Source organism: Rothia mucilaginosa (genome assembly GCF_049990865.1).
Taxonomy (GTDB): Bacteria; Actinomycetota; Actinomycetes; order Actinomycetales; family Micrococcaceae; genus Rothia; species Rothia mucilaginosa_I.
In genome coordinates this window covers 737,822-757,623 of sequence record NZ_CP188231.1, presented here as the reverse complement: position 1 = coordinate 757,623, position 19,802 = coordinate 737,822, and the positions used below count along the sequence as shown (strand labels likewise).

Genomic DNA, 19,802 nt, shown 5'->3' with positions numbered 1-19,802 from the left:
GTTGCGCCTATCGTATACTGTTGTGCATGCCTTCTATCAAGTCTCCTATCGCGAAAGTTTCTCTGACCGGCGCAGTCCTTGCTGTGGTTGCTGCCGGTTCCTTTGGCGTGTACTCCGCAGGAGGCTCCAACGCGCCCGGTAGCACCGCCGCTACTGCCGCTGAGAGCGCCGAGCCTACCCAGTCGGCGCAGGAAAGCCCCAGCGAGTCCCCCTCCTCCGAGCCGACTCCGGAACCGACTACCCCGGCGCAGAAGATTGAACGCACCGCGCAGAACGCCTTCGGTAAGGAGGGCGCGCAGGCAACCGGTGAGATTCAGGCACCGTTCTCTACCACCGCTGATGCCGCCGACATGCTGGTTCAGCAGTTCAAGGGTGGCGTGGTCATGTACACCCCCAAGTACGGTCCGGTCGCGGTGGAATCCGGCGTCTACGAGCACTGGTGGAAGCAGCGCCAGTACAGCGACTTTGCCGGCTGGGAGGGTCTGCCGGTGAGCTGGCGTTCCGAGAACGGCGTTCTGCACACCAAGTTTGAGAAGGCTGAACTCTACTGGGATAAGGCGAACGGTCTGCCGCGTAACGCGAACGTCCTGGGCGCTAAGGACGCCCTGGTGATTGGCGACTCGCAGGTGACCGCAACCTCCTGGGTTGGTTTGGGCCTGAAGCAGGCAGGTTTCGTTCCGTACCTGTTCCGTTGCGGCGGCGTGGGTTTTGTGACCGCCCGCGAAGGCGTGTGCCCCTCCTACTATCAGGGCGTGATGGGTGGCCGTTGGGCTCTGCCGAGCGGTAATCCCGGCGTGATTTACCTGGACGCCTCGGGTAACGACATTTACATTCACGAGGATGAGACGAAGGCTCGCGAGCACGTGAACGCGCACCAGACTCAGGTCATTGAGCAACTGCGACGCATGTACCCGTCTTCAAAGATTGTGTTCGGCGGCGTGGTGTCGATGAGCGAGGACGCTGCGGCGGATAAGCAGCTGGCACATAAGCGTCACGTGGCGAACGAGGTCGCGCGGCAGGGTGCCCGCGAGACCGGCGTGCTGTTCATGGACACCGCGGATTGGCAGACCATTTACCTGACTGAGGGTGACATGGCTGATGGCGTACACCTGAAGGATGAGGCGCAGTACAAGCTGGCGGCCCCGTTCGAGGCCCGCCTGCGTGAGCTGCTCGGTATCACTAAATCAGCCGCGTAAGCGCATATAGTGTCAAAAAAAAATGAGGCGCCGGAAGGATTGAATCCTTCCGGCGCCTCATTCGTTTGAGTGGGTTACCCACCGCAGCTCTCAAGTTAGTGTGCGGGATTTATACCGCTACGTTCGCCTGGCGTTCCTTCGCCTCAGCCTTCTGGTGTGCGAGCACGCCCTCCGCAAGGCGACGCTTCTGGCGCTCACGCGCGGCTTCCTTCTCACGCTGCTCAGCAGCCCAGGCGACGGGGTCAATGTCGATCGACTCGTAGTGCCATTCGCCAATGTAGTCACGAATCGGGGCAATCCAGGTGACGGGGATGCCGCGGCGCAGGTACACCTCATGGTCGGTGTCTTCAAAAGCGTGGATAATGCGGTTGCCGTCAGCAATCAGGGACTCAATGATGGAGTCCTTCCACGCGGGGCTGTTGGAGCCGTCATTACCGGGCTTAGCGAATACGTGCTTGGGTTCCAGACCTGCACGGGCGATGAACTGGTTCAGTTCCTTCATGTAGGTGCCGTCGCGGCCGGTAATTACTACGACCTCTGCGCCGGTTTCTGCCGCAATTTCGCGAACTTGGTCGGCAACTTCAACGTTGACCGTGGCGTTGCGGATGGCCTTGAAGAATCGGCGGTTGCTTGCGAAGAAACCGGTCAGGTACTTGTCCATCTGATCTCGGTTGCTGGCAAGGGTGCCGTCGATGTCGACTGCAATCAGATCCATTTAGGTCTCACTTTCGATCCGTACGGGAAGGATGCGCCTGGTGAGGGCGCTGCGGAAGAATTCCCGTGCGGTGTGGCTGGTAAATCGGTGTGTCATAGACGCCCCGGTGAGAGGGCGTAGTTTTTCTAGAATACCCTATTTTCGTAAAGTAATGCCCTATCGAGTGTCATTATTACAACTGCCCCATTGATGTCACGCGGTATAGAAAAACGGCTGGTGGCGCAGGCTAAGAGCCCACACCACCAGCGTAAAAGTCTGAGTATCTCGATGAGAGTTAGAGCAGCGAACCGGAACCGCGGCGCACCAGCACCATACCGGCGGGCGCCACAATGCGCAGCCACTCATCCGACCCCACATGCGCGGCGAACAGGGGCAGATCGCCCGTGAAGCCTTCCGGGATGAAACCGAACACGCGCAGGGCAAACGCCGCGCCGGTCGGCACAAGCACGGTATCAAGTTCAGGTAGGTACTCCAGCACCATATCGGAGGACCAAATACGCGAGCGCACCGTGGAAAGCACCGCGGCGCCGGGGTTCTCGGGCAGGGCGCGTTCTACCGCCTCCAGGCCCTCTGCGGTGGCGCGGTGGAACTCTTCAACCGGGACGGTGCCAACCTCGTACCAGCCACTGAGCGGGGCCGATTTACCAGCCCAGCTAGCGTTGACGGTCACCGGCGGCATGAACAGCACCAGCTGCGGGTTCTCTTCGTTGACCTGCTCTTCCGCCTGCTTCTGCAGACGCGCCAGACGGTCCAGCAGCGCCTGCGCCTGTACAGTCATGTCCAGGGTGGAGTCAGCCAGCAGGTGCAGGGCACGCAGACCCATGATGACCGGGGTGCTCGAGGAGGCGTCCTCCGGCTCCAGGGAGCAGGCGAATACCGCCACCACGCGGCCGCGCGCGGTCAGGCGGATAGCGGCGTCCGGGTTCACCGCCAGGGCGCGAGAAATGTAGGTGGCAAGGTCCTTGACCACTGCGGCACCCTGGGCGCCGCCGGGCAGGATCAGGTAGGGCTCCTCCACGCCTTCGTGGGGGTTGTACTTGAGCTCAATAGATGCAGCCGCGTTCGGTGCGCTGTTCTGGTCGGGAGCGTTGTCCTGTGCGGTGTCAGGGGTGGTTTCAGACGGCGTAGTCATTTCTGCTCCTTTTCGGCGTTGGCCTGCTCGGTGGCAAGTTGGTGGGTGATATTGTGCAATGGTGTGTGACGTTCCGGATCAATCATCCGGTGTCATAGTTCCTAGTCAATACTCTAAATCAACCCATCATAGTTGTCTCAGAGTATGCTCTCCCACTCTACGCCAGAAACCGGTTCATTGAAAACGTGCGAGAATGAAACCATGACCAAGCCCACTGTGACCCAAAACCTCATGCGCATGTTGGACCTCTCCCCCGTGGAGGCGGCACCCGCATCCTTCGGTAGTGATGAAGTGTCTACCGGCGTGACGCTCACCCGCGAGCAGCCGCGTACTTTCGGTGGTCAGGTTCTTGCCCAGTCGATCATTGCCGCCGACCGCACGGTGGAGGGCAAGGACATCCACTCGATTCACGCCTATTTTCTGCGCCCCGGCGATATTGAGCGTGAGCTGCTCTTCGCCACTCAGCGCCTGAACGATAGCCGCTCTTTCTCGACCCGCCGTGTGCAGGTGTTCCAGGATGAGGCGCCCATGTTCTCGGCGATTATGTCGTTCCAGTCCGATAGCCGCGGACCGGAGCACACCGCTGTGACTATGCCGGAGGTTCCGGACCCCGAGTCGCTACCCATGGTCAGCGACTATTTGGGCCAGCTCCCCCACCCCATTGCACAGGCGGTCGCGTGGGAACGCCCGATTGATATGCGCCACGTGGACGCGCCCCTGTACACTCAGCCGGATGCTTCCTCGACACAGCCGCGTGCCTGCGTGTGGTTCAAGACCTTTGACCGCCTGGTGCATGCTGATGGTTCTGAGGCGTCAGAGGCGGAGCACCGTGCCGCTATTGCTTACGCTTCGGATTACCTGCCGCTGGAGCCGGCTCTGCGCCGTCACGGCAAGTTCTGGCTGGAGCCGGGCCTCAAGAGCGCCTCGCTGGATCACGCGATGTGGTTCCACCGTTCGGCGCGTGCCGATGAGTGGCTGCTGTACGTGCTGGATTCCCCGAGCGCTCAGGGCGGCAGGATGCTCGCGCAGGGTTCGATTTTCAATCGTTCCGGTGAGCTGGTGGCGACCGTGGCGCAGGAAATGATGTTCCGCCTGCCCGAATACCGCTAAAGCAGAGTGCCGCTAGAGCCGCAAGTACACCCTAAAGCTTCAGCGCAAACGTTAGAGCATACAGAAAGACCGTGTGAGGTGGTTGTCTCACACGGTCTTTCCGTATCTAGTTTATGCGCTCAACGCCGCTAACGGGTGTTTATCGGGCTTCGACGTCAATCACACCGTCCGGGGAAATGTGCACGGTGCGCTTGGTGCGGCGGGAAACGAAGAAGTCACCCACAAACACCAGACCAGCCAGCAGGAGCACCAGGGCAATCAGCCACACTGCCACCGCACCGAAGAACATCGGGAACAGCAGCACGAGTAAACCCAGGATCAGGGTACCGATAGCAGAGAACTGCAGGTGGCGTCCGGCGGCGAAGCTCAGGTACTTCAGGCCCTGAGCAGTCATCAGACGAATCAGCGCCCACGCAACCAGCCACACACCCACAATGGTCGGGATGTAGGTCGCCTGTGCGCCCGCCGAGGCTGTCAGCAGAATCAGGCCTACCACCACGGTCAGGATGCCGTTGATTAGGTCCCAGCCGGTACGTGCTGGCTTCAGCGCACCGAAGTAACGTACCAGCTCAAACACGCCACCGAGCAACACCGCAACGGAGAACACAAAACCCAGAACTGCCAGCGGGGTCGCGGGGTTGGCGAACATGTAGATTGCCGTTGCGACCAGTAGCAGACCGGTCACTAGGGACATCCAGTTATATTTTGAAAGCATGATCTCCAATCCTTCGTATCAAATGCGTTAGTTGTACACATCCATTAAACCGCGAATGTGAACTCCGCCATGACGTACCGGTCACCGCTGGGCGAACTATTTCTACCGGCGAACACGCGCCCCTCCCCTTGTCAGCACATTCCCCTCGTCCGCGCGTACACCATTCAGCGCATACGGCATCTAGCGGGCACAGCAAAGCCCCACCTCCCCACGCTTCAACAGCGCAGGAGGCGGGGCTCGCTACCGAACCAAACCCTAGCGGGTCAGCTTGCGGTGCACCACGCGGTGCGGCTTAGCAGCCTCAGGGCCGAGGCGCTCAATCTTGTTCTTCTCGTAGGACTCGAAGTTACCCTCGAACCAGTACCACTGATCCGGGTTCTCATCGGTGCCCTCCCACGCCAGGATGTGGGTTGCCACGCGGTCCAGGAACCAACGGTCGTGAGAGACGACCACTGCACAGCCGGGGAATTCCAGCAGCGCATTTTCCAGGGATGCGAGGGTCTCAACATCCAGGTCGTTAGTGGGCTCATCGAGCAGCAGCAGGTTACCGCCCTGCTTGAGGGTCAGCGCCAGGTTCAGGCGGTTACGCTCACCACCGGAGAGCACACCCGCCTTCTTCTGCTGGTCCGGGCCCTTGAAGCCGAACGCGGAAACGTACGCACGCGAAGGCATTTCAACGTTGCCGACCTGGATGTAGTCCAGACCGTCAGAGACAACCTCCCAGAGGGTCTTCTCCGGGTCAATGTTCGCGCGGTTCTGGTCAACGTACGAGATCTTGACGGTCTCGCCGACCTTCAGCTCGCCGCCGTCGAGGGGCTCCAGGCCAACGATGGTCTTGAACAGGGTGGACTTACCCACACCGTTAGGACCAATCACACCCACAATGCCGTTACGGGGCAGGGAGAAGGACAGACCGTTAATCAGGGAGCGGCCGTCGAAGCCCTTCTGCAGGTTCTCAGCCTCAATAACCACGTTACCCAGGCGGGGTCCCGGAGGAATCTGAATCTCTTCGAAGTCAAGCTTGCGGGTCTTCTCAGCCTCCGCAGCCATCTCCTCGTAGCGTGCCAGACGAGCCTTCGACTTAGCCTGGCGGCCCTTAGCGTTGGAGCGGACCCAGTCCAGTTCCTCGCTCAGGCGCTTAGCAAGCTTAGCGTCCTTCTTGCCCTGAACTTCGAGGCGGGCACGCTTCTTCTCCAGGTAGGTGGAGTAGTTACCCTCGTAGGGGTACAGGTTACCGCGGTCAACCTCGGCGATCCACTCGGCAACGTGGTCGAGGAAGTAACGGTCGTGGGTAATCGCAATGACGGCACCCTCGTAGGACTGCAGGTGCTGCTCCAGCCAGAGCACGGACTCTGCATCCAGGTGGTTAGTGGGCTCGTCGAGCAGCAGCAGGTCAGGCTTCTGCAGCAGCAGCTTGCACAGTGCCACGCGGCGGCGCTCACCACCGGAGAGGTGGGTGACGGGCATGTCAGCGGGCGGGCAGCGCAACGCCTCCATTGCCTGCTCCAGCTGGGAGTCCAGGTCCCATGCGTTAGCAGCGTCGATAGCTTCCTGCAGCTGACCCATTTCTTCCATGAGGGCGTCGAAGTCAGCGTCGGGCTCAGCCATGAGGGCGGAGATTTCGTTGAAGCGGTCCAGCTTGGACTTGATTTCGCCCACGCCTTCTTCAACGTTGCCCAGAACGGTCTTCTCTTCGTTCAGCGGCGGCTCCTGCATGAGGATACCCACGGTGTAGCCTGCGGTCAGGCGCGCCTCACCGTTGGAGGGCTGGTCGAGGCCAGCCATGATCTTCAGGATGGTCGACTTACCCGCACCGTTCGGACCAACCATACCGATCTTGGCGCCGGGGAAGAACGACATCGTCACGTCGTTAAGGATGACCTTGTCGCCCACAGTCTTGCGGGCCTTGATCATCTGATAAATAAATTCAGCCATAGTTACCTATTTTAGCGTGGATTCGGCTGAGGGTACGAGAGTTTTGGGGTGCACGCTATGCGGAGTACCGCACGGGTATTAGACTCGAAGCTATGAGCACAAACCCCTCCCCCAAACTTCTGGCACCCGAGGACCTCGAACATGCCGTTGACCGCTTCGCGCTCGCCATGCCGCTGGCGACGCGCGATCAGCCGTTCGGTCCCGAGCACACGGTGTACCGGGTGGGCGGCAAGATATTCGCCATGTACACCGAGGGCATCGGCTACCCCATCGTGAACCTCAAAACCGACCCGGAAGAATCAGAGGTGCTGCGGCGCATCTACCCGAGCATCATTCCGGCGTGGCACATGAATAAGCGGCACTGGATTTCTGTGGGTGCCGGCGAAGGCGTAACCGGGCGGGTTCTGGAGGAGCTGGTAGAGGATGCGTACCTGCGCGTCATGTACTCGCTGCCCAAGGCGAAGCGGCCCATCGAGTTCCGCGAGCGCCCGGTACCCGAAAAGCATTAGGCCGAAAAGCACCGGGGAAACGTGGAGTTTGAGGCGAGTGAAAAGCGGTCTTTAACAGCGGAGCGGGTGAGCACCGGTCCGGACCACCGGCTTGCTCACCCGCTTTGCAAAGCACATTCCTATCCGCGACTGAATGGGTCATCAACCACAATGAACGCTCGAACCACCAAGCTCCCACCCCATATATTGCGGGGGTCCGTACCATGCACCACTTGTGTGAATACGTGATAGTTGAGTCGGCTCCCTTGCCAGACCTCCTATGCAGAGGAGGCACTCACATGGGTGCACGGAATATTTCCCTTGAGTGACTCAGCTACGTCATGCGATGTAGCTGAGAGGGAATCACTGCCTTCGCCCGAACTACCGGCACGGACGAATGTGTACTCTCGGGAATAATAATAACCTTTTTGCATCAAAGTGTCACTTTCGGATTGAGGTATTCCGCAAGCACTTATTGAGCATATTTCAGGTGTTTTGCAGCGCCAAACCCACATACCCAATCGGGGCAAAACGCCTGCAGACTTTAACCCCTGAAAAATCAAGGAGGAGCCGCCCTAAACCTTCCTTATATCACCTCCATATGGGCTAATACCCACTTAAAGCAATATGTAGAAAAGTTAGTGCGACCCCTCAGTATGTGAGATAAAAATAGGATAACCCCTCATCAGGGCGATTATCGTTGGGATTTATCTATAGTTTCCCGAGTGACCGGTTACTCAGAGCAACCCGTTACTCGCCGAACTCCACCTTCTCGAAGCTCATGGTGCCATCAGCGTGAGAGACAACAGTATTCGGGTCACGCTCACGACGAGCCGCCGCGTACGCATCATGGCTTGCCTCATCAGCCCAGCGGGTCACCACGAAGTAGTCGCCACCCTCATCCAGAGGGCGCCAGAGCTCAAAACCCTCAAAGCCGGGGAAAGAGTCAGCGATGTGGCGGGCAGCGGCAAAGCGCTTCTCCAGCTCATCACGATTGTCGCCAACGACAGTCAAACGGTGAACCTTAACAACGGACATGTGTCCTCCTTCTGTTGAGTACGTGCTTTCAACAATGAAAGCGAGTTACAACCTCGCACCAGCTATAGGTAAGCTAGGTTCTTAGCGAGGTTAACCTCAGCATAACGGTTCACGGGCACAAAAAATAGGGGTTAGCGCCAACTAACAGTTATATGACGCTAACCCCCATTCAGAGAATCACGAGGCGCCCACGAGCACCTGTTCGAATCTTAGGACTCCGGCTGGGTCTGTACGGTATCAGACTGTGCGGTATCAGGCCATGCTGCCTCATGCTGCGCGGTATCTGCCTGAGCCGCACTATCGGTCTGCGGTGCAGAGCTCTTCTTCGCCTTCTTCTGAGCCGCCTTCGCCGGATTCGCAAAATGCACCCCGCGCTCAGCCAAGAAGCGGCGATCCTTCTTATCCCACTGCTCCACCGGATACGCCTCCAACAGGTCCGGGCGGCGCTCCAGGGTGCGCTCAATCTGACGGTCACGACGCCAACGCGCAATCGCACCGTGATTACCCGACAGCAGCACCTCCGGCACCTCACGGTCACGCCACACGGCGGGCTTCGTGTACACCGGATACTCCAGCAGACCGCCCGTATGCGACTCCTCCTCCAGGGAGGCGGGGTTACCCATCGCGCCCGGAATCAGGCGGGTGATAGCCTCAATCATTGCCATGACCGCAACCTCGCCGCCGTAAAGCACGTAGTCACCCAGGGACACGGGCATCACGCGGAAGCTCTCCTGCGCCCAGTCCAGCACACGCTCGTCAATACCCTCGTAGCGCGCCGGAGCGAAGACGATATGCTTCTCCTCCGCCAGCTCATACGCCATCGCCTGATCGAAAACGGCGCCCGCCGGGGACGGGACAATCAGCAGAGGGCGGGTATCAGCCTCGGCACCCTCAGAGTTAGCACCCTCAGAAGCATCTTCGGTAGCGGCGTTCAGCGGGGAGGCGGCAAGCACCTCATCCAGCGCCAAGCCCCACGGCTCCGCCTTCATCACCATGCCCGCGCCACCGCCGTACGGGGTGTCATCCACCGTGCGGTGACGGTCAAAGGTGTACTCACGCAAATCATGCAGGTGCAGGTCCACCAGGCCCTTCTCACGCGCCTTACCCAGCAGCGACAGCTTCAGCGGCTCCAGGTACTCGGGGAAAATCGTGACCACATCGTAGCGCACGGACTACTCCCCCGCCTGCTCGGTCGCATGCTCGGTTGCCTGCGCAGAATCCTGCTCAGCATCCTCAACCAGGTCAATCAAACCCGCCGGAGGGGTCAGCAGCACAAAGCCGGGCTCATCCTCGGTCGAGGGAACCACCTCAGGCACAATCTCCTCAACAAAAGGAATCATAATCTCTTCACCCGCACCGGAGGCAAGACGCGGCGAACGAGCCAGCTTAATCAGCAGCAAATCCTGAACCGGCATGGTCTGCAGACCGGTCACCTTACCCAGAGGCTTACCCACAGCCGGGTTATCCACGGGGCTCTCACCCTCGGGAACATCCGCCAGCAGGTACACGGGCAGGTTCACCAGCTCCTGTTCGTAGAAGCCCTCTTCATCGCCCTCATCCTCGGGAACTTCGTAGACCAGGCGGCTGCCGCGCAGCTCCTCAGCCTGGTTGCGGGTAGTCACCTCATCAAAACGGACCACCAGAATCTTCTTGTTCCAGCGGGCACCGGCAACCGTCAGCTCACCGGTAGGTGCCACCGAAGCGGCAGCAGAGCCGGGCTTGAAATTCTCGATACCGAGCACCTCACCGCGGGCAAAACGCTCCTGCGGGGCATCAGTAAAGAGCTGAACCGTCACCTCACCACGAATACCGTGAGGCTTACCGATACGAGCCACCACAACCTGCATAATTTTCCTCCGCTGGGTACAAGTCGAAAACCTACGCCGTGCACGTGCACGGCTCCCACTATTCTACCGGGCACCAGGGACGGGTGCATTCTGCCGCCCGCACTACCACCGGGACCCGGGTACGCGAAAGCCCCCGCCTTCCGGAAAAATTCCGGGAGCGGGGGCTTCAAGCGTTAACGAGCTAGCGTCGCTTTTTGTCGGTGTCGATAATGTCGATACGCATCGGCTCGCCATCAGAAATAGCGTCCATCACCAGACGGATGCTCTTGGCGGTACGACCGGACCTGCCGATAACTCGGCCCAGGTCATCCGGATGCACGCGAACCTCAAGGGTTTCACGGTGACGCTGAGTGCGCAGGCGCACCTTCACGTCCTCCGGACGATCGACAATCCCTCGAACCAGGTGTTCGAGTGCGTCAGCCAACATAATTACTCAGCTGCTTCCTCAGCCTCAGCCTCGGGTGCTGCTTCCTCAGCAGCCTCTTCAGCCTTCTCAGCCTTGGGGGTGATAGCCTCGGGCAGGATCACGGAACCCTTTTCGGGAACAACGAACTCAGCCTTAGCCTCGACGGGCAGAATCTTGGACTCTGCCTTCTCGCCCTTGAATGCAGCCCAGTCGCCCGAGAGCTTCAGCAGAGCCAGAACCTGCTCGGTCGGCTGTGCGCCGACGGAGAGCCAGTACTGAGCACGCTCAGAGTTGATCTCGATACGCGAGGGGTGCTCGGTCGGGTGGTAAATACCGATCTCTTCGATGGTCTTACCGTCGCGCTTGACGCGCGAATCAGCGATCACGACGCGGTAACGAGGATCGCGGATCTTACCCATACGCTTGAGACGAATCTTAACAGCCACTTTAGTGGTTACTCCTGTTTCATAATTTGGTGCGAGGCACACGGTTCAGCACCCGTGGGGCGGGCCATTCACGGCGCCTCTATGGACACAACGGCGCGCGAAGAGAGGGGTCGCGCGTCGCCGGGTACTCAGCTAGGGTATCAGAGCCCAAGATTTTAAGCTAGCGACACGGAAAAATAATTGCCCAAGGCACCGAATATCACTTTTAAACGGCGTTCTGTGCCCCGTGATATGCCCGTGATGCACCCCTGTAGCTCCCCGGCGAGCCGCAGCGTAGCCGCCGCCAGTCGAGGTTATTAGGAGTCGAGGTTGCTCATCTCCAGAGTCTCCCCCGTTTCCAGGGCGCGGTAGCACTCACGCAGACGCTGAACCATCGACGGGCGCACGTAACCCTCCAGGTTCTCCGGAGCAACCCACTCATAGGTCACCAGCTCAGCATCCTGCAGGGTAATCTTCGTATCCGCTGCAATCACGCCGCCGTCATACATGTAGTAGGTTGAATCGCCCCACACGCCCAACGCCAGACCGTGGAAAATCAGCAACACACGACCCAGCTTCACATCCAGGCCCAGTTCCTCCGCAATCTCACGCTCACAACCGGGCTTGGGCGCCTCGCCCGCCTCCACGGTGCCGCCGGGAAGGATCCAGCCGTCCTTATAGTTCGGCTTCACCAGCAGCATCTCGCCGCGCTTATTACGAATCAGCGCGCCCGCCGCCAAACGGCGCGTGGGCAAGGTGGCGATAAAAGCCTTCAGCTCTTCATCGCTCAGATAGGAATCCTTCATGGCTTCTTTCCTTTAGCGGTCGGTTTTCTTCGCAGCGCGCTGCCTGATGCTACGCACTATACCCAGGGCACGCTCACGCAGTCCAGAGGGTGCCTGCTCCGTGGACGGGGCAGCATCCTCCACCGTGCGGTAGTGGCCCTCACGCAAATCGTCAATGAGAGTGCGCTTCTTGGTCGAGTGCTCAGCGCTCGCGCTACCACCCGGATGCACCAGCTCAGCATCCGCCACCGGGCGGGCGTGCTTCTTCATCTGAGTCTGCTCAAAAGAACGCAGCACCGTGGGAATCAGGGCGGATTCCACGGTGGCATTCAGCGCAAAGAGTGCGGCAGCCACCGAGAACTTACGGCTCGCCTTACCCTGAGCGCGACGGCGGCGCGCCACATTCGCCAGGGTCAGGGCGATAGCGCTCTGAGCGGTCACATCCGCGCCCAGGACAAGACCCACACGGCGGGTCTTGGCGCGAATCTGCTCGGCGGTCAAGCGCTTCTTCGAGGCAGGTTCCTTCGCGGCAGGCTTCTTCGAGGCAGACCGTGCGGAGGGGGCTACCTGCGTTGCCTGAGACGGAACATCTTCAGCGGATGCGTTCTCAGACGGTGCGGCATCAGATGGTGCGTCCTCAGCCGGGGTCGCCTCGGTCTGCGATGCGGCAGACTGCTCTACCGCAGGCTGTTCTGCGGCAGGCTGTTCCGTTGCAGACTTAGCGGAATGCGGTGCGAGGGCAGCCCTCAAATGCGCAAGAATAGCTTCTTCTTCCTCCGGGGTGAAATTCCTGCCACCCGTAGGCTGGTTCGCCTCGTCCATATCGGAATCGCGGTCCTGCTCATAGTGAGCCTCGAAGTCATCAAACGCCTCAGAGTCCAGGACGTCTTCTTCCTCATCAAAAGCGTCTTCCGGGAAAGACATATGAGTGTACTCGAAGGGAATATGACCTTCGCTAATGGCATCCATCCACTCGGCGAGGGTCACGCGGCGACCGGTCGCAACCAATCGGTAGCTACGGTCCATGGGCGAGGTGTAGCCGCCCGGGTAGGGCTCAATCTCCTCGTCGTCCTCAGAGAAAGTACCTTCAGGCGCATCAGCAGATTCAGACGCATCGGCAGGCTCGGTCTCAGCAGGCTCAGTCTCAGCGGGCTCAGCCGCATCTGCAGGCTGCGCGAAGCCCTCATCCTCATTGCCGAAAACGCGCGCCGTGCTAATCGACGCCACATCAAAACCGGTAGTCGGAACCAACGCCAGCTCCGTGGGAACATCCAGCAGCTGCAACACCGACTCCAACGCCAGGGTGTTGCTCGTATCGCGCAGGTACGCATTCAGGCGGCGACCGGTAATGGAGTCAGCCTCCACACCAAACATCGCCATGACATTAGCGATGCCCTGCTCGATTTCATCCTCATCGGAACCGAAAATCTTCGAGCCCGACAGCTCCGGAGCGCTACCGGGAAGCTCCGAGAGCAAATCCTCCAGCACACCGCCAAAACGTGCGACTTCCTCACGACTGAGGGCACGGTTCAGACGCTTAGGCACGCGCTGCCAGGTGAACTCCTCCACGATATTCTCGTAGGGTTCACCGAACGCCTCCAGGTACCATTCCTCATCCGAGTAGGGTTCGCGGGCGGGCTCCTCATAGACCACCAGGTGCTGCTGGTTCGCGTTGCCCTCAGCAATCAGGGCGTTGCAGTTCAGCAGGCCCAGCAGCGCCATCAGATCCACCGGGTCGGCAGAAATGAGGGTCCACTCCCCTGCCGGCGCGGCAACAACCTGTCGAGTACCGGCAGGAAGGTACGCCAAAAGAAGCCCCGTAATCATGTCAATGGGCAGGTCAACGAGCATGGCAGCGTCACCGTCCACCAGGAACTCCAGCTCACCCTGTCCATTGGGTAGCTCCTCCCACACGGTCGCCTCACCCTCAAGGGCGGCACCGGTCACCGGCAGCTGATCCACCAGCTGCGCCACGTAATCCTCAACGGGAGTACCCACGTGCAGGTGGCCGTCAGCGACCTCCAGCACGTTCATGTAGCCCTCATCATCCACGGCGCACAGCACGTAGAGTTGCACCTGATGCTCACCCATCTCGTAAGCAATCAGCTCCGGGGAGGCGGCGGTCGCCTCAATGAGGGCGGCAATCAGCTCCTCATCGGTGGTGGAACGAGCCATGATGCGGCGGCGCTGAATCTTCTCCTCCAGCTCCATAGTCTGCTCGATGCGCTCATTGCGCTGCTTCTCGGCGGTGCGCTCCTCATCCTGGGCGCGCAGGTACTCGGGGCTATCCGATTCGCCGGTTCCGGCGGGTGCGGGGGCGTCGTCCCACATGCCGGTGAGCTTATCGACGGTCCACTCTTCGCTCTCCAAGGCGGCGGCGAGGCGGTCAACCTTCGTGCGGTCGTTCCAGGCTCGCTGCTTATCGGGGTCTTCCGCCTTCACCTCATCGTGCATACTGCGGGCTTCACGAATGAGGTTCAGGATGGTTGCGGCAACGTCGTCAACGGCGGGGTCGTCGCTCTCGCTGGAGTAGACGAGGTCGCCCGCCAGTTCAGCGGCGTGCTCCCCGTACTCGAGGGCGATACGCGCCCAGACGGGGGTGTACCCGGGAAGGATGCTCGAATCATTGTCGAAGCCATCCGCAAAGTCGTCTGAAAGGTCGTCCGCAAAATCGCCTGAAAGTTCGTCCTCACCCTCCTCTGCGGAAGCCTCAGAGAAGCCTAGTGAGCCCTCCTCAGCTACAGACTCAACGGCAGACTCGTCTGCAGATTCGGTGGCAGATTCACCGGCAGGCCCCTCTACAGCATCATCAGCGAAGGCGCGCTGAGACCACGGCATAATCTGCTCATTCAGCTGATCATCCGCGTTCTCTCGATCCCAATTCTGCTCATTCTGAGCCATTGATACCTTCCCTTCACACACCCGTTTACATGCCCAAACCGGGCACCATACCGGTACGGGTGCGCCCCGTCACCACGTGCGCACCCGTACCACCCCTTTAGGGGCTCATATTTGTTCTTACTGCAGGAACTTCTCGAAGCCCTTCGGCAGGTTCATGCTGGACAGATCCATCTCCTGGTTCTGAGCCTGCTGACCGAATGCAGCACCGGCGCGAGCCTGCTGCGCCTTAGCTGTTGCCGCCTCCTGCGCCGCACGCTTCTGCGGGTTGCCGGAGCGAGCCTTCTTCTTCTTGTTGTTCTTCGCGTTCTTACGAGCGCCACCCGCCGCAGCCGCCATACCGGGCATCTGCATACCACCGGGCATGCCGGGCATCTTGCCCGAAGCGAGTTTCTTCATCATCTTCTGAGCCTGAGCGAAACGCTCCATCAGCTGGTTCACCTCAGACACGGTCACACCCGCACCCTTAGCGATACGGGCACGGCGAGAACCGTTAATGATGCGCGGAGCCACACGCTCATGCGGGGTCATGGAGCGAACAATCGCCTCCACGCGGTCAATCTCGCGCTCGTCAAAAGCCTCAAGCTGCTGACGCATCTGAGCCGCACCCGGCATCATCATGAGCAGCTTCTTCATGGAACCGAGCTTACGAATCTGTTGCATCTGAGCCAGGAAGTCCTCAAAAGTGAAGTCTTCCTGATCGATGAACTTCTTCGCCATGCGGTCGGCTTCAGCCTTATCCCACTGAGCTTCAGCCTGCTCAATCAGAGTCAGGATGTCACCCATATCCAGGATGCGGCTTGCCATACGGTCCGGGTGGAACTGCTCAAAGTCAGTGACGTTCTCACCGGTAGACGCGAACATAATCGGCTTGCCGGTCACCGAAGCCACCGACAGTGCCGCACCACCGCGGGCGTCACCATCAAGCTTAGACAGGACCACACCGGTGAAGTCCACGCCCTCGTTGAAGGCGTTAGCGGTGTTCACGGCGTCCTGACCGATCATCGCATCGATGACGAACAGAACTTCGTGCGGCTCAATAGCGTCACGAATATTGCGTGCCTGCTGCATGAGCTCAGCGTCAACACCCAGACGACCCGCGGTATCGACAATCACCACGTCGTGCAGCTTAGCGCGAGCCTCAGCCACACCGTCACGTGCCACCTGCACGGGATCGCCGGTGGGTACGTCAAACTCGCTGGTCACACCGGGGTGCGGCGCGTACACGGGCACGCCCGCGCGCTCGCCAACAACCTTCAGCTGGGTCACCGCGTTGGGGCGTTGCAGGTCGGATGCGATCAGCATCGGGGTGTGGCCCTGGCCCTTCAGCCAGTGAGCCAGCTTGCCAGCCAGGGTGGTCTTACCGGCACCCTGCAGACCCGCCAGCATGATGATGGTCGGGCCGCTCTTCGCCATGTTGATGCGGCGGGTCGAACCGCCGAGGATGCTCACCAGCTCCTCGTTCACGATCTTGACGATCTGCTGGGAGGGGTTCAGCGCCTCGGAAACTTCCGCACCGAGAGCGCGTTCCTTCACGTGGGCGGTAAATTCGCGGACCACGGGGACGGCGACGTCAGCGTCGAGCAGGGCGCGGCGGATTTCGCGGACGGTTGCATCAATGTCTGCCTCGGAGAGGCGGCCCTTGCCGCGCAGGTTCTTAAAAGTTGCCGTCAAGCGGTCGGAGAGAGAATTGAACACGAGCCGTGATCACTTTCTTAACGTTGAGGTGGCCCCCAGCCGCGAAGGCGAACGGGGATGGTTAGTCAGTCTTTAAGGATACAGGATGCGCGCTTTCTCCCCCGCCTCCACCTGTGGATAAGTGGCGCCGGTTCACCCTGAGCTCAGGATTTACGCTCAACACCCCCTCCCGCACCCCGCCTCAGCCGGCTCAACACGTCAGATAGATTAGATTTTCTAGACAGCCTGGGTTAGAATTCTAAAGGTGTTACGCACGAATGCGTGATACGCCCGAGTGGCGGAATTGGCAGACGCGCCTGACTCAAAATCAGGTTCTTCGGAGTGTGGGTTCGAGTCCCACCTCGGGCACCAACGCACAAGCGGCGGGAAAGTTTGAAGCTTTCCCGCCGCTTTTTGCATATTCGCCCTGCGCCCACTCGCGGCCCGCTTGCGGTCTACCCACGCATCAGAGCCCATCCGTGCATCAGATACGGCAACGATGAAGACACGAGAAGAGACACAAGAAACCGCCGCCCAGCCGTGAGAATTCACGACCGGACGGCGGCTTCTATGCATCGAGTGGTTTCTGTACATCGGGCAGTATATTCCGGGAACTAGCCCCGGCTACCCTTCAAAAAATCACTCAGAAAGAGCAAGCGGCTTAGCGCTTGACCTCGTCCTCCTCGTAAGGACGCAGAGTTTCACGCTCGCCCTCAGCACCGGAGACGCGGTGTACCTGAACCATGTTGGTGGTACCTGCGCGGCCTGCGGGAGCACCGGCAGCAACGACGACCAGGTCGCCAGCTTCTGCCAGACCATTCTTGAGCAGGTACTCATCCACGAAGTGGAACATATCTTCCTGATCGGTGATCATCTCAACCTGCTCAGCGTCAACACCCCACAGCATGGAGAGGAAGGAGCGAACCTTCGGGCTGGTGGTGAACGCAACGATCGGGGTCTCGGGGCGCAGACGTGCCAAACGACGTGCCGAGTCACCGGACTGGGTGAAGGTCACGATGAGCTTCGCATCCAGCTGGTCGGCGATGTTCACTGCTGCACGAGTGATTGCGCCACCGCGGGTGCGGGGCTTGCGGTCCAGCTCGGGCACGCGGTACAGGCCGCCCTCTTCGGTGTCCTTGACGATTTCAGCCATTGCCTGCAGGGTCAGGATCGGGTACTTACCAACCGAGGTCTCACCGGAGAGCATTACCGCGTCTGCACCGTCGAGGATTGCGTTAGCGCAGTCAGAAACCTCTGCACGGGTAGGAACGGGGTTGTCGGTCATGGACTCGAGCACCTGGGTTGCCACGATGACGGGCTTTGCCCAGCGGCGTGCCATGTCGATAGCCTTCTTCTGGACGAGGGGAACCTCGGAGAAGGGCAGCTCAACACCGAGGTCACCACGAGCGACCATGATGCCGTCGAACTTGTCGATGATGTCCTGCAGGTTATCAACCGCCTGAGGCTTCTCGATCTTGGCGATGACGGGTACGCGAATACCCTCTTCTTCCATGATCTTGTGGACGGGGTCAACGTCTGCACCGGTACGAACGAAGGAGAGTGCAATAATGTCTGCACCCATCTTCAGTGCGAAGCGCAGGTCGTTTGCGTCCTTCTCGGTCAGTGCGGGCAGGGAGACCGCTGCACCGGGCAGGTTAATACCCTTGTTGTTGGAGATGGGGCCACCGACGACCACGCGGGTGCGAACACGGGTGGGGGTAACCTCAATTGCTTCGAGGCGGATCTTACCGTCGTCGAGCAGGAGCTTGTCGCCGAGCTTGACGTCGCCGGGCAGGCCCTTGTAGGTGGTGCCACAGATTTCTGCGGTACCTTCAACGTCTTCGGAGGTGATGGTGAAGTCTGCGCCGGGCTCAAGGTATTCCTTGCCGTTTGCGAAGCGCTCGAGGCGGATCTTGGGGCCCTGCAGGTCGGCGAGGATAGCAACGTCCTTACCGAGCTTTGCAGACTGTTCACGGATGGTGTTGTAGCGTGCCTGGTGCTCGGCGTGGTCACCGTGGCTCATGTTCAGACGGGCGACGTTCAGGCCAGCCTTGATTGCCTCGGAGATCTTCTCGGGGGACTCGATTGCCGGACCGATGGTTGCAACGATTTTTGCGCGCCTCATGTACCTAACCTTTGTGTGTTGTTTTGTGTGACCGTTGGAGGTTCACACTGGTTTTCCGGGGAAGACTAACGTCAAATTCCCAATTATTCCCACGCGTTCTAACAGTTAACCACGTGCCGGATGTGTGGGACTCTTTCTCAATTATAGGGGTTTTAAGCCCGCTTGGGTATGGTTCCCCCAACTCTTTCCATCGAAGAATTTGTGTTTCACGTCGCATTTTGAGCACCACCTCCCACCCGCCAGGCATGCCACGGAAAGCCAGTTTTCACACCCACTACCCCTCCTCACCCCGGAAAGTAAATTAGGGTGCTTTTTACTCATAGAAACCAGCCATTGCGCAATATTTAGTCACACTCGAGAACCTTCGGGCGTGTTTCAAAAACATAGAGACACTCAGAGTGGGCTGTGAGAAGATAGATGGGGCATCCAAAAGCTGGGCGATTTCACATTTTCGCGCGCCTAGCCTATATTGGAACCCATAATTAGTATTTGAAATGCGAAATATATCTGGAAGGTTCACAGATGACTACTCGCGTGCTGATTATCTTCGGCTCCACCTACGGCTACACCGAACAGTACGCCACCTGGCTGGCAGAAGATCTGCGTGCACTCCCGCAGGCTCCCGAAGTTGAGATTGTCCCCGCCTCCAAGGTCACCCCCGAGCAGGCAGAGGCATTCGACGCCTTCGTGATTGCCGGCAGCGACTACGGTGGATTCCTCAACGGCGCACCGGCACTTCGCAAGAAGATCCTGCCTATCATTGCACCCAAGAAGAACCGCACCGCGTTCTTCACCGTCTCTTTCACCGGTGAATACTCCAAGAAGCTGCTGGACAAGGCCGTCGCCAAGAGCTACACCCCCGAACTGACCGAGGGTCGCCCCGTCTACCACCTGCGTGGCGGTATCGACTTCGACAAGATTTCGCTGGCTCACAAGACCGCCCTGAAGGGCCCGGTGCGCGCATGGCTCATGGCAAACCCGCACCCGAACGAAGGTATTCAGCAGATGCTCGAATGCTACAAGACCGGCAAGGCTGAGTACATCGACCGCGAGACTCTCAAGCCGCTCATTGAGGACATCGCAAAGTTCCTCTAAACCCTTCGGGAAACACTAACTTTTGTTGACCCCGCCTGCCCCTCTCGGGTAGGCACGGCGATAAGCCGAGAGAGCGGGCGGGGCTCACCGAGATAAACGTGCCAACAGGCACCATAGCGTGGTCGATGACTCTTCATCTCTCCTGCATCGACCATGAAACTCCGGGTACCGGTGCGAGGCCGCGCTAATTACAGTACCCGGAACATGAGGGGTGG

Annotated in this window: 17 protein-coding genes and 1 tRNA gene; 5 read left to right on the top strand and 13 right to left on the bottom strand. The window is 59.6% G+C overall.

The genetic code is table 11. The features are described from left to right. Nucleotides 1-26 precede the first annotated feature (26 nt). Nucleotides 27-1,196: a GDSL-type esterase/lipase family protein gene (locus tag ACP3RB_RS03070; RefSeq protein WP_426699404.1), complete on the top strand. Its 1,170-nt coding sequence runs from the start codon at nucleotides 27-29 to the stop codon at nucleotides 1,194-1,196. A 109-nt stretch (nucleotides 1,197-1,305) separates the two neighbouring features. Here the strand turns inward: ACP3RB_RS03070 and ACP3RB_RS03065 are convergent, their stop codons facing one another. Then, nucleotides 1,306-1,911, bottom strand: coding sequence for a peptidase (locus ACP3RB_RS03065; protein WP_311452183.1), 606 nt, complete (start codon nucleotides 1,909-1,911; stop codon nucleotides 1,306-1,308). Between the two features lie 274 nt (nucleotides 1,912-2,185). Continuing rightward, nucleotides 2,186-3,043, bottom strand: a complete 858-nt coding sequence (locus ACP3RB_RS03060; RefSeq protein ID WP_426699403.1) for a transcriptional regulator — start codon at nucleotides 3,041-3,043, stop codon at nucleotides 2,186-2,188. Between the two features lie 201 nt (nucleotides 3,044-3,244). Here ACP3RB_RS03060 and ACP3RB_RS03055 point away from each other — a divergent pair, with 201 nt between their 5' ends. Continuing rightward, nucleotides 3,245-4,153: an acyl-CoA thioesterase gene (locus ACP3RB_RS03055; RefSeq protein ID WP_426699402.1), complete on the top strand. Its 909-nt coding sequence runs from the start codon at nucleotides 3,245-3,247 to the stop codon at nucleotides 4,151-4,153. A 139-nt stretch (nucleotides 4,154-4,292) separates the two neighbouring features. Here ACP3RB_RS03055 and ACP3RB_RS03050 read toward each other — a convergent pair whose 3' ends face one another. Continuing rightward, a complete protein-coding gene (locus tag ACP3RB_RS03050) occupies nucleotides 4,293-4,868 on the bottom strand; it encodes an HdeD family acid-resistance protein (protein WP_426699401.1) in 576 nt (191 codons plus the stop codon). Between the two features lie 255 nt (nucleotides 4,869-5,123). Next, on the bottom strand, nucleotides 5,124-6,803 hold the full coding sequence (gene ettA, locus ACP3RB_RS03045; protein ID WP_297604938.1) for an energy-dependent translational throttle protein EttA: 1,680 nt from the start codon (nucleotides 6,801-6,803) through the stop codon (nucleotides 5,124-5,126). Nucleotides 6,804-6,895: 92 nt separating this feature from the next. On the opposite strand from ettA, the gene ACP3RB_RS03040 reads away from it, so the two are divergent. Then, nucleotides 6,896-7,312 (top strand): MmcQ/YjbR family DNA-binding protein, encoded by a 417-nt coding sequence (locus ACP3RB_RS03040; protein ID WP_311452180.1) that lies wholly within the window; start codon nucleotides 6,896-6,898, stop codon nucleotides 7,310-7,312. A gap of 729 nt (nucleotides 7,313-8,041) precedes the next feature. Here ACP3RB_RS03040 and ACP3RB_RS03035 read toward each other — a convergent pair. The 8 genes from ACP3RB_RS03035 to ffh all read right to left on the bottom strand — a co-directional run bounded on the left by ACP3RB_RS03035 (nucleotide 8,042) and on the right by ffh (nucleotide 16,388). Continuing rightward, complete coding sequence (locus ACP3RB_RS03035) at nucleotides 8,042-8,329, bottom strand: antibiotic biosynthesis monooxygenase family protein (RefSeq protein WP_426699400.1); 288 nt, start codon at nucleotides 8,327-8,329, stop codon at nucleotides 8,042-8,044. A 209-nt stretch (nucleotides 8,330-8,538) separates the two neighbouring features. After that, nucleotides 8,539-9,498 carry a tRNA (guanosine(37)-N1)-methyltransferase TrmD gene (gene trmD, locus ACP3RB_RS03030; protein WP_426699399.1) on the bottom strand — a complete coding sequence of 320 codons (960 nt, stop codon included), beginning with the start codon at nucleotides 9,496-9,498 and terminating at the stop codon, nucleotides 8,539-8,541. 3 nt (nucleotides 9,499-9,501) lie between these two features. After that, a complete protein-coding gene (gene rimM, locus ACP3RB_RS03025) occupies nucleotides 9,502-10,176 on the bottom strand; it encodes a ribosome maturation factor RimM (protein WP_314850841.1) in 675 nt (224 codons plus the stop codon). Nucleotides 10,177-10,357: 181 nt separating this feature from the next. Then, nucleotides 10,358-10,603 (bottom strand): RNA-binding protein, encoded by a 246-nt coding sequence (locus tag ACP3RB_RS03020; protein WP_005505691.1) that lies wholly within the window; start codon nucleotides 10,601-10,603, stop codon nucleotides 10,358-10,360. A gap of 2 nt (nucleotides 10,604-10,605) precedes the next feature. Beyond that, nucleotides 10,606-11,028 (bottom strand): 30S ribosomal protein S16, encoded by a 423-nt coding sequence (gene rpsP, locus ACP3RB_RS03015; RefSeq protein ID WP_049356712.1) that lies wholly within the window; start codon nucleotides 11,026-11,028, stop codon nucleotides 10,606-10,608. Between the two features lie 296 nt (nucleotides 11,029-11,324). Then, nucleotides 11,325-11,813 (bottom strand): NUDIX domain-containing protein, encoded by a 489-nt coding sequence (locus ACP3RB_RS03010; protein WP_426699398.1) that lies wholly within the window; start codon nucleotides 11,811-11,813, stop codon nucleotides 11,325-11,327. Between the two features lie 12 nt (nucleotides 11,814-11,825). After that, nucleotides 11,826-14,693 (bottom strand): hypothetical protein, encoded by a 2,868-nt coding sequence (locus ACP3RB_RS03005; protein ID WP_426699397.1) that lies wholly within the window; start codon nucleotides 14,691-14,693, stop codon nucleotides 11,826-11,828. 117 nt (nucleotides 14,694-14,810) lie between these two features. After that, nucleotides 14,811-16,388 (bottom strand): signal recognition particle protein, encoded by a 1,578-nt coding sequence (gene ffh, locus ACP3RB_RS03000; protein WP_426699396.1) that lies wholly within the window; start codon nucleotides 16,386-16,388, stop codon nucleotides 14,811-14,813. A gap of 268 nt (nucleotides 16,389-16,656) precedes the next feature. On the opposite strand from ffh, the gene ACP3RB_RS02995 reads away from it, so the two are divergent. Continuing rightward, nucleotides 16,657-16,739, top strand: a tRNA-Leu gene (locus ACP3RB_RS02995). A 289-nt stretch (nucleotides 16,740-17,028) separates the two neighbouring features. Here ACP3RB_RS02995 and pyk read toward each other — a convergent pair. Continuing rightward, nucleotides 17,029-18,492: a pyruvate kinase gene (pyk, locus tag ACP3RB_RS02990; protein ID WP_426699395.1), complete on the bottom strand. Its 1,464-nt coding sequence runs from the start codon at nucleotides 18,490-18,492 to the stop codon at nucleotides 17,029-17,031. Nucleotides 18,493-19,014: 522 nt separating this feature from the next. Between pyk and ACP3RB_RS02985 the strand changes: the two genes are divergently transcribed. After that, nucleotides 19,015-19,587 carry a flavodoxin domain-containing protein gene (locus ACP3RB_RS02985; protein WP_315427669.1) on the top strand — a complete coding sequence of 191 codons (573 nt, stop codon included), beginning with the start codon at nucleotides 19,015-19,017 and terminating at the stop codon, nucleotides 19,585-19,587. Nucleotides 19,588-19,802: the final 215 nt, after the last annotated feature.